Annotated in this window: 17 protein-coding genes; all 17 read left to right on the top strand. The window is 45.6% G+C overall.

Annotation, left to right across the window (positions count from 1 at the left end):
- Positions 1-24: 24 nt before the first annotated feature.
- The 17 genes from dxs (at position 25) to DWY25_RS11290 (ending at position 16,948) form a co-directional block, all read left to right on the top strand.
- Positions 25-1,890: a 1-deoxy-D-xylulose-5-phosphate synthase gene (dxs, locus tag DWY25_RS11205; RefSeq protein WP_117895304.1), complete on the top strand. Its 1,866-nt coding sequence runs from the start codon at positions 25-27 to the stop codon at positions 1,888-1,890.
- Between the two features lie 23 nt (positions 1,891-1,913).
- Positions 1,914-3,584, top strand: a complete 1,671-nt coding sequence (gene recN / locus DWY25_RS11210) for a DNA repair protein RecN (RefSeq protein WP_117895305.1) — start codon at positions 1,914-1,916, stop codon at positions 3,582-3,584.
- 346 nt (positions 3,585-3,930) lie between these two features.
- Positions 3,931-4,221 (top strand): hypothetical protein, encoded by a 291-nt coding sequence (locus DWY25_RS11215; protein WP_117895306.1) that lies wholly within the window; start codon positions 3,931-3,933, stop codon positions 4,219-4,221.
- A gap of 210 nt (positions 4,222-4,431) precedes the next feature.
- A complete protein-coding gene (spoIVB, locus tag DWY25_RS11220) occupies positions 4,432-5,436 on the top strand; it encodes a SpoIVB peptidase (RefSeq protein ID WP_117895307.1) in 1,005 nt (334 codons plus the stop codon).
- Positions 5,437-5,599: 163 nt separating this feature from the next.
- Complete coding sequence (gene spo0A, locus DWY25_RS11225) at positions 5,600-6,433, top strand: sporulation transcription factor Spo0A (protein ID WP_039865139.1); 834 nt, start codon at positions 5,600-5,602, stop codon at positions 6,431-6,433.
- 229 nt (positions 6,434-6,662) lie between these two features.
- Entirely contained in the window at positions 6,663-7,856 is a 1,194-nt protein-coding gene (gene dinB, locus DWY25_RS11230; RefSeq protein ID WP_244925969.1) for a DNA polymerase IV, read from the top strand.
- A gap of 45 nt (positions 7,857-7,901) precedes the next feature.
- Positions 7,902-8,522, top strand: coding sequence for a stage II sporulation protein M (locus tag DWY25_RS11235; RefSeq protein ID WP_006060739.1), 621 nt, complete (start codon positions 7,902-7,904; stop codon positions 8,520-8,522).
- A gap of 34 nt (positions 8,523-8,556) precedes the next feature.
- Positions 8,557-9,471, top strand: coding sequence for a tyrosine-type recombinase/integrase (locus DWY25_RS11240; protein WP_117895308.1), 915 nt, complete (start codon positions 8,557-8,559; stop codon positions 9,469-9,471).
- A complete protein-coding gene (gene deoB / locus DWY25_RS11245; RefSeq protein WP_220412945.1) occupies positions 9,461-10,642 on the top strand; it encodes a phosphopentomutase in 1,182 nt (393 codons plus the stop codon). Before DWY25_RS11240 ends, deoB begins: the two co-directional genes overlap by 11 nt.
- A gap of 186 nt (positions 10,643-10,828) precedes the next feature.
- The gene (locus tag DWY25_RS11250) at positions 10,829-11,008 is read left to right on the top strand and encodes a hypothetical protein (RefSeq protein WP_117895310.1); all 180 of its coding nucleotides are present in this window, start codon (positions 10,829-10,831) and stop codon (positions 11,006-11,008) included.
- 63 nt (positions 11,009-11,071) lie between these two features.
- Positions 11,072-11,368, top strand: a complete 297-nt coding sequence (locus DWY25_RS11255; RefSeq protein ID WP_117895311.1) for a hypothetical protein — start codon at positions 11,072-11,074, stop codon at positions 11,366-11,368.
- Positions 11,369-11,402: 34 nt separating this feature from the next.
- Positions 11,403-11,636 (top strand): hypothetical protein, encoded by a 234-nt coding sequence (locus tag DWY25_RS11260; RefSeq protein WP_117895312.1) that lies wholly within the window; start codon positions 11,403-11,405, stop codon positions 11,634-11,636.
- A gap of 62 nt (positions 11,637-11,698) precedes the next feature.
- Positions 11,699-12,004, top strand: a complete 306-nt coding sequence (locus DWY25_RS11265) for a hypothetical protein (protein WP_117895313.1) — start codon at positions 11,699-11,701, stop codon at positions 12,002-12,004.
- 1,036 nt (positions 12,005-13,040) lie between these two features.
- Positions 13,041-13,883 carry an ATP-binding protein gene (locus DWY25_RS11275; protein WP_117895315.1) on the top strand — a complete coding sequence of 281 codons (843 nt, stop codon included), beginning with the start codon at positions 13,041-13,043 and terminating at the stop codon, positions 13,881-13,883.
- Between the two features lie 111 nt (positions 13,884-13,994).
- A complete protein-coding gene (locus DWY25_RS11280) occupies positions 13,995-14,303 on the top strand; it encodes a hypothetical protein (RefSeq protein WP_117895316.1) in 309 nt (102 codons plus the stop codon).
- A 4-nt stretch (positions 14,304-14,307) separates the two neighbouring features.
- Positions 14,308-16,665: a LamG domain-containing protein gene (locus DWY25_RS11285; RefSeq protein ID WP_117895317.1), complete on the top strand. Its 2,358-nt coding sequence runs from the start codon at positions 14,308-14,310 to the stop codon at positions 16,663-16,665.
- Positions 16,666-16,669: 4 nt separating this feature from the next.
- Entirely contained in the window at positions 16,670-16,948 is a 279-nt protein-coding gene (locus DWY25_RS11290; RefSeq protein ID WP_117895318.1) for a hypothetical protein, read from the top strand.
- Positions 16,949-17,065 lie beyond the last annotated feature (117 nt).

Consider the following 17,065-nt stretch of genomic DNA (forward strand, 5'->3'; position numbering starts at 1 on the left):
GTGAAGATAAGGAGGTTAGCGGAAATGGATTTAACCGATATACACGATCCCGCGTTTTTAAAGCAGCTGGATCAGCGGCAGCTTAAAGCGCTGGCGCAACAGATTCGGGAATTCCTGATCGATCATGTCAGCAAGACCGGCGGACACCTGTCCAGCAATCTGGGCGTCGTCGAACTGACGATCGCTTTGCATAAGGTGTTTGATTCGCCGCAGGATAAAATCTTTTTTGACGTTGGACACCAATGTTATACGCATAAAATTTTGACCGGCCGGGCCGGCCAGTTTGACTCGCTCCGTCAGTATGAGGGGCTGTCCGGCTTTCAGAAACGAGCCGAAAGCGAGCATGATGTCTGGGAGGCAGGACATTCCTCGACGTCATTGTCGGCGGCGTTAGGCATGGCAGTTGCCCGGGATCTCAACCATGAACAATACCACGTCGTGCCGGTCATCGGCGACGGCGCCTTGGGCGGCGGAATGGCATTGGAAGCGTTGAATCAAATCGGCAGCGAACAGCGCAACATCATCATCATCTTTAATGACAACAACATGTCGATTTCAGAAAATGTCGGCGTTTTGACGCAGAACTTTGCCAAGCTGCGCGCATCCAAGCCCTACAACGCGTTAAAGAACGATCTCAAGACAGCGCTGAACCGCAACAATGTCGGTCAGGCGGTGCTGACCGGTCTGCAGAACATGAAGGACGCCGTGAAAAAAGGCGTGATCGATACCGGTGTGTTCGGCGAATTCGGGCTGGAATATCTCGGACCGGTCGACGGCCATGACATCAAGAGCCTGATTCAGATCCTGAAGGTTGCGAAATCCCATCAAGGGCCGGTCGTCGTGCATGTACTGACGAAAAAGGGCAAGGGTTATTCCTATTGCGAGGAAGATAAAGAAGGTGTCTGGCATGGCGTCGGACCGTTCAATCCCCAGACGGGAAAACCGTTGTCGGCAACGCCGGCGGGCTATCTTTCATGGTCCTCAGTCATCAGTGAGACACTGGTTCGTTTAGCGAAGGACAACAAAGATATCGTCGCGGTGACGCCGGCAATGATCACCGGCAGCAAGCTGGAAAAATTCTTCGCGGTTTACCCGGAGCGCGCGTTTGACTGCGGGATTGCCGAAGAACATGCGGCGACGTTCTGCGCCGGACTGGCGATCAGCGGAAAACGGCCGTTTATCTCGTTGTATTCCTCATTCCTGCAGCGCTGTTACGATCAGATCAATCATGATATTTGCCGGATGGATCTGCCGGTCGTGATCGGTATTGACCGGGCCGGACTGGTGGGGGAAGACGGCGATACGCATCACGGTGTCTTCGATATCGCGATCCTGCGTTCTTTGCCGAATCTGATTTTAGCTCAGCCTAAAGATGCTGGGGAAGCCCAGCAGCTGATGGCAACGGCGTTTGCCCAGCCGCATCCGATGGCGATCCGCTATCCGCGCGGGACTGCGCTGTATAACGAGCTGGCGCAGGCTGAACCAATTCCGGTTGGCAGCTGGACGCTTGTCAATACGGAGCCTGATCACCGATGCACCGTCGTGACTTATGGTCCGGATGTCGATAAAGTCGTATCCAAAGTGCTGACCAATTCGCTGCCGGTTCAGGTTGTCAATGCCCGGTTCTTCAAGCCGCTGGACGAAGTCATGCTGCAGCGGCTGGCGGAGGAAGGCAAACCGGTTATCGTGTATGAAACAGATATGCTGGCAGGCGGGCTTTCCAGTGCAATTCTGGAATGGGCGGCAGATCATCAGGCAGCGATGTCCATCCGGCGCGTCGGCATCGGCGATACTTACGTACCGCAGGGCTCGCTGAATAAAATCCGACGGCTGGAATCAATAGATATTCTGAGTTTGTTCGATGTGATTAAAGAATACTGCGAAGCTTAAATCATTCCGGAAGGAGGAAGCTGATGCTTAAACATCTGTATGTCAAAAACTTCATTCTGATCGATGAGGCCGATTTGGATTTTGATGCGGGCTTCAGCGTGTTCACCGGAGAAACCGGCGCGGGCAAGTCGATTTTGATCGATGCGATCAGTTTGCTTTGCGGCCAGCGCGCTCAGGCAGGATTTGTTAAAAAGGGTGAAAATAAGGCACTGATTGAAGGCGTCTTTGATTTTTCCGCGAATCCGCGGGTGCTGGCGTTATTGCAGGAAGCCGGCTTTGATGGGGATGAGGACGTGGTCATCAGCCGGGAGATTGGCGCGGAAGGCAAAAGCCAGATGCGGCTGAATCACCGGGTGACCACGGCGAACTTCATCCGCGAGCTGCTGGGGCATGAAATTGATATTCATTCCCAACATGATACGCAATATTTATTAAACCGTAGTTCGTTTTTAAATCTTTTGGATCAATATCTGGATGACGAAGCGTTATTATCCAGCGTTAAAACTCAGTTTAAAGCGTACCGACAGCTGAAGGATCAACTTGAGGAAGCGCGAAGCCCGAAGGCTGAGCAGGACTTGGAATTCCTGCGGTTTCAGCTGAATGAAATTGAACAAGCGCAGCTGAAACCGGGTGAGGATGAGGAGCTGGAAGCGATCGAACGGCGGATCGCGGCCCGCGAGAAAATCTACCAGCGGGTAGCGGAAAGTCTGGAAATTCTGGACGGCGAACAAAGCACGGTTCCGCAGCTGTACGAGGCGGCGCGGCTGACTGGCGGATTTCCGGAAGAAACGGAACTGGCGGAAATCAGCGAAGCGTTGAACGAGCACTATTACGGTCTGCAGGATTTGAAAGAACGGCTGCAGCGTTATTTTGAATCGCTGGAATTCAGCGAGGAACAAATCAACGAAGTTCAGAGCCGGCTGTTTGAAATCAATCGTTTAAAGCGAAAATACGGCCGCAGCCTGAATGAAATTCTGGAAAAAGGAGAAAGTTTCCGGCTGCAGTTAAATCAACAGGAGCACCGTCAGGAATACTTGCAAGAGCTGCAGAAACAGGTGCAGACCGCCTACAAGCAATTTGAAGAAACCGCGATGAAACTGCGCCAGGTCCGGCAGCAGAAAGCTCTGGCGCTGCAGAAGGAAGTTGAAATTCATCTGCATGATTTAATGCTTCCGCACGCACGGTTTATTTTGCAGCTGAAAGACGCGAAGCCGTCGGCGCACGGCCTGGACGAAGCCGATTTTATGATTTCCATGAATCCCGGCGAGCCGGTCCGCTCCCTGGCGCAGGTTGCCAGCGGCGGTGAATTAAGCCGTTTAATGCTGGGCCTGAAAACAATCTTTACCCGGTTGGAAGGTATTCAGACCGTCATCTTTGATGAGATTGATACCGGCGTCAGCGGTCAGGTCGCAACTGCGATCGGCTTGAAGATGAGTCTGTTGGCCCGCGATGCGCAGGTTTTCTCGGTCACGCATCTGGCGCAGGTTGCGGCGTGCGCAGATCAACATTACCATGTCACCAAGCGTCAGGGACAGGATTTCACGGAAACCCAAATCCAATGTTTGAGCGAAGATGAACGGGTAGATCAGCTGGCCCTGATCTCCCAGGGCGAATTGTCCGATACCGCCCGGCAGGCAGCCCAGGAGTTATATCAACGCAATCAAAAGAAAGTAACGGAAGCACGGTCAGCTTGACTGTGCTTTTCTTTCGCAAAGATCTCCATACGGTCTTCCGGAGCTTGGCTTTTCCCGCCGGGGCATAGCGCAGAGCGAACGAGGACTTAGCATCGGCGCAGACAATATCATTAAGGAAGAAAAGGGTAAATCCGGCGTCTAGGATTAGAAATCAGCGGGCTTAAAATAACTTTCCTTTATAACGAATTCATTATATGATTTAATAAAGTATGAATGAACGAAAGCGTGAAGCTTTATTAGTAAGGTGCAAAAATGCGAAGTTCTTAGCGAAATTCAGAGATTGTAATGGATGCCGCGGACGCAGCATCGAGAGTTAAAATGCAGCAAAGAAGCGGAGGGATAAAAGATGAGATATGGTAATGATACTAATTCAGAAGAGGAAAAAGCGAACGATTTTCTAAACAAGATGATCATCGCGGAAAAAGTTGCGAAAGGATCGATTATTTTAGGAGTCATTCTGACAGTTGTCAGTTTTTTGCTTTTCCAGCCGCTCTTGTTTCTCATTGCTTTGGCATTTGATATTGGAGGTATACCGTTTTATTTCATTTACAGGGGGATCCGTCGTCAATGGACGGCTCAGCTGGCAAAGGAAGAACGAAGAGCTGAGATTGAAGCCGAGCAACGCCAAGATTTGTAATCTTTGACACTGAATCGGCGTTTTTCTTTTGATCGATCTTTCGCTCGGCCTATTGTCTGAGCTTCTTTAGAGTGATTTGAGTTAAGTTAATCCGTGATTTATTGGCGGCCAGGTTCGCTTGTTTTCCTGTTTTTTAAAGTCTTGGTAAGATTTTCTGGATATAGTTGACTAGCGGAAGCGCCATACTATCAGTACTGCGGAGGTGAGGCCATGAGAAGATTTTTGAGTCTGACGGCCTTCCTATTGACGTTAACGCTTTTGCCTGTTCAAGCCCAGGAGAAAACCGTAATTCTGGGCGGCGATACGATTGCGATCACAGTCAATTACGAAGGCGTATATGTCAGCGGTATGTATGATTTTGAAGTTAAGGGGGAGACGTTGTCCGCAGCGAAGGAAGGAACGGTACAGGTAGGGGATCGGATTATCGAATCCAACGGACGAGCCGTGACTTCCTTGGAAGAATTGTTTGCGAATCTGAAGACGCTGCAGAAGGAACGAAACCAGGTTCCTGTCACCGTCATCCGTAATGGACAGCGGGAAGCTGCTTCGCTGTTTGTCTGTTATCTGGAATCCGAGAAAGTGTTTAAAACAGGGTTGTACGTCAAAGATAAGATCAAGGGGGTCGGTACGATGACATTCTATGATCCTTCGACAAAGACGTTCGCGGCTTTGGGACATGAAATCGCAGAAGAAGGTCAAAGTCATCCTGCGGATGTGACGATGGGGCAGATTTTTGAAGCCACCGTCGTTTCAGTCCGACGTTCAACCTCCGGCAACCCCGGTGAGAAGATCTGTCAATCGGAGAGCTTGGTTCCCATTGGAACCGTCAGTAAAAACACGATTTACGGATTGTATGGGAAAGTTCAGACATTGCCTTCTGCCGCGCAGAGCGTCCCTGTTGCCTCGCGTGAGGAAGTCACTGTTGGGCCGGCAGAAATTTATACCGTCATTCAGGGAACTACACCAAAGCGTTACACAATCCAGATTACCGAGGTAAGAAAGCAAAATGGACAAGCCGTGAAAGGAATCCAATTTCAGGTTACTGATCCTGCACTGCTTAACCAAACCGGCGGGATTATCCAGGGAATGAGCGGATCGCCGATTTTGCAGAATGGCAAGCTTATCGGTGCAGTAACACACATGGTCACCAGTCAGCCCGACAACGGTTACGGGATTTACATCGACTGGATGCTGGAAGAAGCGCAGAGCGAATAACAGACACAAACTAAGGAAATGCCTGAATTTCAGGCATTTCTTTTGACTTGAACTCAAAAATAGGCAAAATAGCAGAAACTTTTCCGTGGACTTCGACCTGTTTCGACTTCTTTTTCATTCAAAATTCCATAAAATGGAAACATCGAACAGAGGAGTGAACAAGATGAAACAGATCAGAATCCTGTTGTGTGAATCCAACAGCGAGATCAGAGAACAAATGGAACAGGAATTGCGGAAGAAAAACGATTGGCTGCTTTTACCCAGCTGCAAAGATGGCCAGGAATGTCTTGAACGAATACGGGTGAGCCATCCTGACGTTCTGGTCCTTGACTGCATTATGCCTAAACTCGACGGGATGGAAGTCCTCAGCACATTGAGCCGGGAGGGGATTCGGATTGGAAAAATTTTATGTACATCCAGTTTTATCAACGACTTCATGGTGACGGAAATGCAGAAATACCAAGTTGATTATTTTCTGATGAAACCGGTGGATCCCAAGACGGTCAGCGAGAAAATCGCTCAGGTCTGCAGCTATCAGAAAGTCACTGCTCCAACACCGTCTGCGATGCCAGCCAACGCCAACGAAAATCAAGATGATGAACGGATGATGCGCCTTCAGCTGGAACGGGAAATCACGGAGATCTTGCATGAAATCGGTATTCCTGCGCATATCAAAGGGTATATGTATCTGCGTACCGCGATTCTGGAAACTTACTTAAACGTTGATTATCTCGGTCAGATCACCAAGGTACTCTATCCGGAAATTGCCCGCCGCTATATGACGACCAGCTCCCGCGTAGAACGGGCGATCCGGCATGCGATCGAAGTCGCCTGGAACCGCGGCAACATCGATGCGATTGACGAAATCTTTGCCTATACAATCAGCGCGTCCAAAGCCAAACCGACCAATTCAGAATTTATCGCCATGATCGCCGACAAGCTGCGGTTGGAACACCGGATTAAAAACAATACCGGCAGCTACGCTAAAATCGGATAACAGCATCACCTGTAAACGGAGGAGAAATCTTCCGTTTTTTCTAACCTGAAAGATGAAAGATCTTCAAGTCCGTGCTATAATAAATCACGATGGATTCGCTAAAATAGGATCTGAGCAATTTGCGTAAACTCTGCGTTGAGCCGAAATATTCGACGTGAATCAGGTTCAGTTTCTGAAGAAGCAGTCGATAAAATTGTTCTATAGAAAAGAAAGAAAGGGGGAGCACCGCGTGGGCCGGGTTATTTATCATATTGATTTAAATGCTTTTTTTGCCAGCGCAGAAATTCTGCTTGACCCCTCGCTGGAAGGAAAACCGGTCGTCGTCAGCGGTCTGACCAAGCGCAGCGTCGTGTCCACCGCCTCCTATGAAGCCCGGCAGTTCGGCGTTCACTCGGCAATGCCGATTAACGAAGCCTTGAAATTATGCCCGCAATTAGTCGTCGTCAAAGGACATCACGGCTATTATGAGCAGCTTTCCGAACAGTTCATTTCGTATGTAAAGAAGTACACTGACCGTGTTGAACAGGCCAGCATTGACGAATGCTATGCCGATATGAGTCAGGCAATTCATCGTTTCCCGCGGCCGTTGGATTTAGCGTGGCAGCTGCAGCAGGAATTGCTGACCGATCTGCATTTAAAATGTTCGATCGGCGTCGCCCCGAATAAATTTCTGGCCAAGATGGCCAGCGATATGAAAAAACCGATGGGGATCACCGTCTTGCGGAAACAGGAGATTCCGGTGAAGCTGTGGCCGCTGCCGATTGAAGACATGCGCGGAATCGGCAAGAAAACCGCCCCGCAGATGAAAGCGTTAGGGATTAAGACGATCGGCGATCTGGCTGCGGCCGATCCAGAACAGCTGCGGCCGTTGCTGGGAAAAAATACGATGACCTACATTCAGCGGGCAAACGGCGAGGATGACCGCGAAATTATCAGCGATGCCGAAATTAAGTCGATGAGCCAGTCAACAACGCTGAATTATGATTTCTCTACTGAAGAAGAAGTGCGGACGCTGTTTCGCAAGCTGGCGAATAAGCTCAGCGAACGCATGATCGAAGAAGATAAAATGGGGACGATCGTTTCCATTTCCATCCGCTATTTCGACTTTAACACCAACGTCCGTTCGCGGAAGCTGGATCATCCGGTGTACCGCAGCGAAGACTTGTTCGAGCTGGCGATGGAGCTGTTCGATGAAAACTATGAAGATCAGCCAATGCGTCATTTAGGCATTGGCGTCGGTTCGCTCAGCAGCATCCATGACCAGAAAATCCAGATGAATCTGTTTGAAGCGCCGCCCGTCGATCCGGCCTGCGCAACGCTCGATCTCATCAGTCAGCTTAATCAACAGCTCACTTTGGGCGGCAAGCTGACAACCGCCGCCGCACTGATTAAAAAAACAGCGGCTGACAAGCATAAGAAATAAGTCTAATCTTTCCTGGCTGTCATACATTGATACCAGGAGGGAATTATGAAAACAATACAACCCCAGTTGAAGAATTTTTCCAATAAGCATAAAAACTCCATCAACTTCTTATTAATTCTGTTGATTTTCGGCATGATTACCGGCGTCCTGCTTTCCCGCTGGATCAGCAGCGCCGATGTCGAGCGGCTGTCTTCTTACTTATTGACGACGGTGATCACCAGCGTGGAACCGCAGTCGTTTTTTACAAGTCAGTTTGTCACCAACATTTTATTCATGCTGGCGATCTTTTTTCTCGGCTTCTCCTTGGCCGGGATTCCGCTGATCGGGTTTATCGTCTTCACCAAGGGCGTCCAGATCGGATTTTCCTGCGTTTTATACGTTCTGACCTATCAGCTGAAAGGGGTCTTAGGGATCCTGTTAACGCTGATTCCGCAGATTCTGTTCGATTTGATCGCCTTGTTTCTCGTCTCGGTGATCAGCACGGAAATCTCCTATGCTTTGATCCAGCGCTGTCTGGGTTACAGCCGCAGTGATTTTTCATTGATCCAGCTGATCAACAGCCGCTTAAACGTTTTAATCGTTTCCTTGCTGCTGATCTTCTTTTCCGCCTGGATTAAATCAACGCTGGTCATCCGCTTGATGGAAATTTTCGCCATGATGGAATAACTCTGGTATAATAAAGCTGGAAAGCAGGGAGAATATGACGCTAGAGGAAGCCTTCCGGCAATATCTGATTTACATCTCAATTCAGTTCCCAAAATCAGAAAAAACGATTGCCGGCTATCGCAATGATCTCAGCCGGTATTTTCAGTTTCTTGCGCAGAAAGAAATCGACCGGATCGATCAGATTAATTCGGCGATGCTGGAGGAATATGTGCGGGTTCTGGCGCGTGATCACGCCGCCGCTTCTGTTAATCACGCAATCACCGCAATCCGCGGATTCCATCAGTTTTTGGCCTTTCGCTTTGACGAACCAGATCCGGCGGAATATCTGGAGCAGCTGCAGCGAACGCAGTCCTTGCCGGTCTACTGCACGCGGTATGAAATAGAGAAGATCATGGCACAGTTCGGACATAGCCCGGAGGATATCCGCTGGCATGCGGTTGCCGAACTTCTCTATGGATGCGGGCTGCGCGTCAGCGAATGCGCGGCGTTGACAATGAATCAGGTGGATCTGGAATTGGGGATGCTGCGAGTCTGGGGCAAAGGGAATAAGGAGCGGTTAGTGCCGATGCCGAAGCAGACGATAAAAATTGTACGCGAATATGTCGATACCGTCCGCCCGCTATATCAGAAAAAACCGACGTCCTGGCTGTTTATTACCCGGCTGGGCAAGAAAACGACTACTGCTTCCATCGAAAGTATGATAAAATCAGTGTGTATCCAGGCTGGAATTCAGAAGCCGATCACGCCGCATAAGCTTCGCCACACCTACGCCACGCACATGCTGGAAGGGGGCGCGGATCTGCGCAGCGTTCAGGAATTATTAGGTCATTCCGATATCACGACGACGCAGATCTACACGCACATCGACCGCAACCGGCTGCGGACGGCTTATGATGAAGGGCTTGGAAAATTGATGGATCAAGAAGGAGAAAATGACGATGAAATATAAACGGATATTTACAATTGTAATGGATTCTGTCGGCTGCGGTGAAATGCCGGATGCCGAACATTACGGGGACCGCGGGGCGGATACGATCGGTCATATCGCAAAAACGGTCGGTGGCTTGACGATGCCGGCGATGGAAAAGCTGGGCTATGGCAACCTGCATTCGATCCTGGGCGTAGAACCGCAGCGCGATCCGCAGGGGTATTACACAAAAATGCTGGAAGCTTCGGTCGGCAAGGACACCATGACTGGTCATTGGGAAATGATGGGCTTATACATCGATAAACCATTCCAGACGTTTACGGACACCGGATTTCCGCAGGAATTGATCGACGAGCTGGAAAAACGCACAGGCTATAAGATTGTCGGCAACAAATCAGCCAGCGGGACGGAGATTCTGGATGAACTGGGTGAGCATCACATGAAGACCAAGGATATGATCGTTTATACATCGGCGGATTCCGTGCTGCAAATCGCTGCCCATGAAGAAGTCTTCGGCTTAGAGGAGCTGTATCGCTGCTGCGAGATTGCCCGCGAGCTGACGATGAAGGATGAATGGAAGGTGGGGCGCGTCATCGCCCGGCCGTTTATCGGTGAAGGCAAAGGCCATTTCACCCGCACCAGCAATCGTCATGATCTGGCGTTGAAACCGTTTGGCCGCACTGTGTTAAATGAGCTGAAGGATAAGGGCTATGATGTGATCAGCGTTGGCAAGATTAAAGATATCTTTGACGGTGAAGGGATTACGGAAGCGTATAAGTCGACAAGCAGCCATCACGGCATGGAACAGACGATCGAATTGACGCAGAAGGATTTCACCGGTCTGTGTTTTGTGAATCTGGTTGATTTTGATGCGAAATGGGGGCATCGCCGCAACCCGCAGGGTTATGCGCAGGAATTGGAGGATTATGATCAGCTGTTAACAACGTTCTTGGGACAACTGCGGGAAGAGGATCTGGTGATCATTACCGCCGATCACGGCAACGATCCTTGTCATACTGGAACAGACCATACGCGTGAGATGGTGCCTTTGATCCTGTATTCGCCGTCGCATCAAGGCTCCGGTTTATTGCCGCTGGCGAATACGTTTGCCAATCTGGGCGCGACGGTAGCCGAGAATTTTGAAGTTTCTATGCCGGAATATGGCGAATCGTATTTATCATATTTGAAATAAAACCAGCGACGCCGCAGACGGGAGTGTTCTCTCTGCGGCGTTTATTTTCTATATTACAACGATCAAATCCCTTATTCTAAATATAAAAATTGGATAAATATACATTAGCAAAAATATTTAATAGTAATCTAAATATCAAAAAAATTTAATAGTTATTATTCCGATAGAAAAGGAGAAAAAAGAGAAATGAAAATCAAGTTAGAAGCAGAATTAAAAACAGGAGTGAGTAAGGCAGGTAAGCCATTTGAGTATTTGGCGTTGAGTTTCCCTAATGGTTATGACAAAATGATTTTTTTATCGCCTGCTGAGAAGTACATGCTTCAGGGCATTTTGTCAGATCAGATTCGTAATCAGCAAAAAGCGTAAGATTTTTAGAATTTACCAGTAATTTTTTTGTAAACGAAGCTTTACAATAAAAGAGGGCTGGAAATGTTTACCAACCACATTTATAAAGATGATCTAAAAAGGATATGTCAGATATATCAGGATTTAGATGTAGCCGCAATGACCGCTAAGGTCGTAACAAAGCGGTATCTGATCAAAATGGGCGATGTTATGACGTTTGCGGCAGATATGCGGGTTAAGCATTTACCGTCTATGGCGGCATACGTCGAAAGCTTTGATTGGATTGATGAGTGGGATGGTGATACCTATTTTACTTGGTACATCGTTCCGATATTGACGGTATCGCCGAATGCAGGTGCGCAACTGCAATCGTTGATATAAATTGAAATTTGTGTAGAACGAAAAGGAGAAAAAAATGAAAATGATTATGGCTTTAGTACCACTCGCTGAAGAAGTTGGCGGCGCAACAATTCCGGATTTAACCCCATTTATTACGGCAATGACGGGTGCTTTAACGCCTGAAGCGTTGCTTGCAGTGTTGGCAACGATCATCGGCGTGGGCATGGGCTTTGTCTTGATGTGGTTCGGCGTCCGCAAGTCTAAGCAGATGTTCCAATCCGCTGTATTCAAGGGCAGACTTAGCGTTTAACAACCTTCAAGGGGCTGGGGCTTAAAGCTCCAGTCCTTTGATTTTTAAAGGAGAAAAAGAAAATGAAGAAAGTTACAGAAATGAATTATGATGAACTGATGGTTGAGTTGGTACGCTTAGCGGCGGCGTTAGCGTCAAAAATTGCGACGGAATATATTGGGTATAAGGTTATTGGATATATTGAGCCGGATGAAGAAATGTCGCAATCTGAAGCTGATGAGTTTAATGTAATGGTGCATTACACAATTATGCTTATTGATCAGCTTACGCAAATTAAAGCGGCAATTAAATATGCTGGTCATTTAAATGAGTTAGAGGGTGTACAGTATTTACGTGGCTTTCTGCTTGGGATGGGCGAAGAAGTCTAGCTAGCGCCGCTCGAACCACCGCCAGCCGTAAAGGGTCGGCGGTGGTGCACGGTCGCCCGCCCCTTGAGCGCGAGCGTGGGGCGCACCCTATCGGCTTTATAGTGGCGGTTCATTGGCTTGTAGTCTGCCCGGATGGCGGGCAATCTCTGTATTTGCGCAGGCAAATACTAAGATAGAGACGCAGGCCATAGAGTGGGTGAGGAGCTTGCGACGAGGGGCACGCCCCTAAGGTTTGGCACTTATTACGTTGCTTATCAATTTAAATTAAAAAGGAGATATTTTAAAAATGAATTCAGCTATCCGTTTTTTATTAGTCGCTTTATTTTCGCCTTTTGCTTTTCTGATATGTTTAATTATAAGATGGGCTATTATTTCTTTTGTTGAAAGTTTTAAAAAATCGAAGTTATCGAAAAACCGGAGATTATATCAATTGATATTTTTCTGCCATTTTTTCACTTGTATTTGTACGTTTTTTTTAATCCGAGATTCATTGTTTTATTTGTTTCTGTTCCCGTTTTTTTTGGTTGGCTTTTTTGCTGTTTTGAAGTGGGATTTGTATTTGGATAGTTGCTCACGCGAGTATTTTTATAAATCAGGAGATAGTTATGCTGATAGAAATGATGTTTAAAATTTTAATTTATCTTTGGTTTTTTCTGTTCTTGCCGATTTTCTTTTTTGAATTTGTAAAATATGTTTTTTTAAAGCAAATTTAGCAAAGCGTTAGGGGTAAAGATCGCGATAGCGATTTAAAATAATGCTTCCTTGCTGTCGGTGCTGTGTTACACGTCTTAGACGTGTGACGGTTACAGCGCTGACAGCCCCCGACGGTTAGGAGGGCTAACGTGGTCTATAAAATATCTGTAAAATATCAAGTTTGTGACTTAAAGACGCTTACATCACGGTTTTATTTACGTGACTTTATATTGCCAGCGTATAAATTGTTATGGTTGATCACTGGCATTGATTTATACATTGATCTAACCCATCCGGGGGATGAGGTCGCACAGGTAAAGGATTTAGTAATTGAGGTGATTAGATGATTGACGCAGTAGCGGCTAAAGAGCCATTTAGTTTAAAAAGTGCTTTAGAGTGGTTTAGGTACAAGATTGATTTTAATGTATCACATCCGACTTATTTTAACCCTGATGGACTTGTTTGCTTTGTAGGTGCTCAGGGTACGGGCAAAACATTAAGTGCGGTTAATTATGTTTATAAGCTTATGGAGATGTATCCAAAAGCAAAACTTGTAACAAACTTAATGCTTAAGGATTATCCTATTGTCACTTATGACGCATGGTTAAAACAGTTTAGTATAGCGGTATCAAACCGTTATACTGCCGCACAGATGGAGTATTGGGAACATGCGTATATGTATGACTTATATCTTCGTACAAACCGGGTTTTCCCGTTTAATGACGCCGATGATCTTTCGCGTTATGAAAATGGCGAGGAAGGGGTTATATACTTAATTGATGAAATCCATTTATATTTTAACAGCTTAGAAAGTAAAAATATCAATCCGGAAGTTATGACGCAGATCGCACAACAAAGGAAACAGCGTAAGCATATAGTTTGTACAAGCCAGATCTTCGGGCGTATGGCTAAGCCGCTAAGAGAGCAGTTTAGTGCGATTATCAGCTGTAAAAAATATTTTGGCTGTATACAAAAAAACAGCCTTGTTGATCGCGATAGTGTAGAAAGTAATAAAGATGATATGCATGTTGAGGGTAAAGTGCTTCGCAATTTTTGGAGTATACATAATCCTAAAATGTATGGTCGTTACGATACGTACTATACAATATCTAAAACTAAATTTGTAAGTAATGAACTCAAGAAGGGAGATATATACGATCATGATCGAGATACAAGCGGGGTTTGATATGGCGGTAGCAATGGCGGCACAAGTTGCGCCGATTGCTGTCTTATTTGCGGTGTGCAGTAGACTTTTAAGCTTTTTTATAGCAATGGTGAAAGGACGGTCGAATTTTTAATGAATGTATATGAAGAAGCACCAGAAGAAACGGCGTTACCTGAAGAAGGTGAAACGAATAATGAAACGTCTGATTTGGAAGGTACGCCAGCACCTGCACCTGTTGAGGGTGCTGGGTCGTCTGCGGTGGAATTTGTGGACCTTAGTCCGGTTACTGCGGCGCTTGAGCTGATACGGCAAGATCAGGCTGATCAGTATTTGATTGTTGATCAGCTGTATAAGCGTGATCGTGAAATACATTTTGGACTTTTGACGTTGTTGGCGTTGTTGCTGGTTTACGTTATTGTAAGGGATTTTTTAAAGGGGTGATTATATGATTAAACGATGGGTTAAGGTGTTGCTATGTGTTTGCTTAGTAGCGCCTTGTTTTTTTGCTCAAATAACGCCAGCTTATGCCGCTAGTAACGGTATTTTAAATGTTAATGGTGTAGATATTTGGGGCATTATCCAAGATGGATATAAAAATTATGAGGAGTGGGCGGCGGATAATCGTAAAGCGGCGGCTGATTTTTTTCAAAGCGGTCTTGATGGCGCTTATCGTTTAGTTAAGGGTATTTTAGGCGGTAACTCAGTTTATGCTGACGCGCAGAAAAAGATACTTGAGCATAGTTTAAAATGTTTTGCAGATGGTAATTATACGTCTTGCAAGTACGTGGATGAACGAGTAAAAGAAAATGAAGCAGATGGACGTTATACAAAGGGTTATAGTGGTGGTAGAAATTATTATACTGGTGGCAATGGTACGATTTATAATGCTGGTGATACGGTTTATAATAACTTTGTCAATACAACAAATAATACTTATACATACGTTACTAATAATAATGAGTATGTTACTAATAATTATACAAATATGTATTATGATATAAAAAACAATTATTATTATACTACAAATAACAATTATACTTATAAATATCAATATACTTATAATTATACATATTATACTATGATTGATAGTAATGGCCAGGAAGCGAGTAAAAAATATTATTTTGAATTGCCGGATGGCAGAAGTAGTTTTAATATGACTGAGGATGATATAAAGGGTTATGTGCTTAATTATAACATTACAAATTATGATACTGTATATGATAATGATCGGACTTTAGCTTTATATCATTTTAATGGTGATACTTATGATAGTAGTATTAATAATTTGCCCTTGAAATGGGATAGTGGTGCTAGTACCGATTATTTAACGGTAGATAGTAATTTTCAAGGTTATTTATATTTTAGTCCGGATATCGAACATAAATTTACTGTTGATACATCAATGAACGGTGATTTTAGTATTGAGTGGCGGGCGTATTTATCTGATGTTAATAAAACAAATATACCTGCTAAAAAAAGTGGTGATGGTATTTGGTATCCTTTAAATAATTATCATAATTTGTTTATAAATGGTGAGGCTATGACATCATATGCGATTGATCGTAACGGCAAGTATGGAGCGGCTTTAACTCGGCGTTTTATACAGGATAATTGGGTTTTTGCTCATCGTTTAGGATTTAATGTTACTTGTCCGTCTTTGGTTTGGCATCGGGATGATTGGGATGTTATTGATACACCTAATACAACGGCTTATAGTACAATACCAAGCAAAAATATTGTAACGACTGGTTCTTGGTCTACATATAGTTTGGAGCGTAAAGGTAGTACATTATATTATTATGTTAATGGTGTTTTGGTTGATACATTGTCTGATTATACTGATCCTGTGTCGTCTATATCGTTACGCATGAGGGCTAATCTTACCACACAATTTACTTATATAGATGAGTTGCGTATATCCGGTAAAGCAGTGCATGATGGGGTAACCAATTATACTCCATCAAGTACGCAATTTGATACTAATTTAGTGTATGTACTTCCGGAAATATCGCCGGAAAATCATATTTTGATTAAGTCTATTATACCGATTACATCACAACAATTTGGCGGCGTTAGATCGTCTGCGCCAGTTAAAGGTGATGTCTATGTGCCCGTATCCGATGATTATACAGTTGTGGATGTACAGCAATATAATGGCGCTGACTGGATAGAGGTGCCAGCGTCTGTTTATTATGGCGGCGTTTGGGTAGATATTAAGGGCTTTAGTTTAAAGGCTCAAGAGCCTACGCCGCCAGATGATCCGGATGTTACGCCTACTCCAACGCCGGATGGTGGTTCTGGTGGCGGTGCGTTTGTTCCTGGCAATCCGGAACAATCAGCGACTAATATATGGGATGTCCTTGTTGCATTGATTAATAAGGCAGGGGATATATTAAGTGGTACGGCTGATCTGTTGGGGTCTTTGGTTTCTGGTTTTGTTAATTTATTGGGTAAACTGTTTATACCGTCCAGCGATTTTTTTGCGAGTCTTATGCAGACGGATTTCCCTGAATTAAAGCTTAAACTGGGTTTTTTATCTGCACCGTTTGATATATTTACGTCGGTGTTACATAGCTTTGATAATATATCTGATTTGGGCAGTTATGGCTTTAGTTGGCCTGATGTATCAATCCCGGGTTTTGGTGTGTTAATACCTGCGGGCGGTTATAGTTTTGATGATTTGTTAGCTAATGATGTGTTTAATCGTATGCGGTCGCTTATGCTGACGATCAATAACGCTGTGATCTGGCTTGCGGTGGTTAATTTGGCTCGTAAAAAATTAGATGGGTTTATGAGGAGGTAAGGTAGTGCTGTTAGAAGGTTTAATATCGCTTGTGGTTACGCTTATTAAGGCGATCTTGTCGATCTTTCCGAGTTTGCCGCCATTTCCGGCGGAAGGTTTAACGGCGATTAATAGTTATGTATCGTTGATCATTACTAATGCTGGAAGCTTGCTAGGGCTGTTTGTTGATCTAAATACGGTTAAGATCGTTTTGCCGATTGTGCTGGTATTGATTGAGTTTGAACACATTTATGATTTTGTGATGTGGCTGTTACGTAAGATACCATTTTTGGGTATCAAGTAGGGCGTAAAACGCCTGCGCGCCGAGCCGCTGGCGCGGCTGGCGGGTGGCGTTGCGCCGGGTGCATGGTTGCCTAAGTATAGTATTACCTTAGGCAACCTCTGTGTAATGTGTAAAGGT

The organism is Holdemania filiformis, from assembly GCF_003459085.1.
GTDB lineage: Bacteria > Bacillota_I > Bacilli_A > Erysipelotrichales > Erysipelotrichaceae > Holdemania > Holdemania filiformis.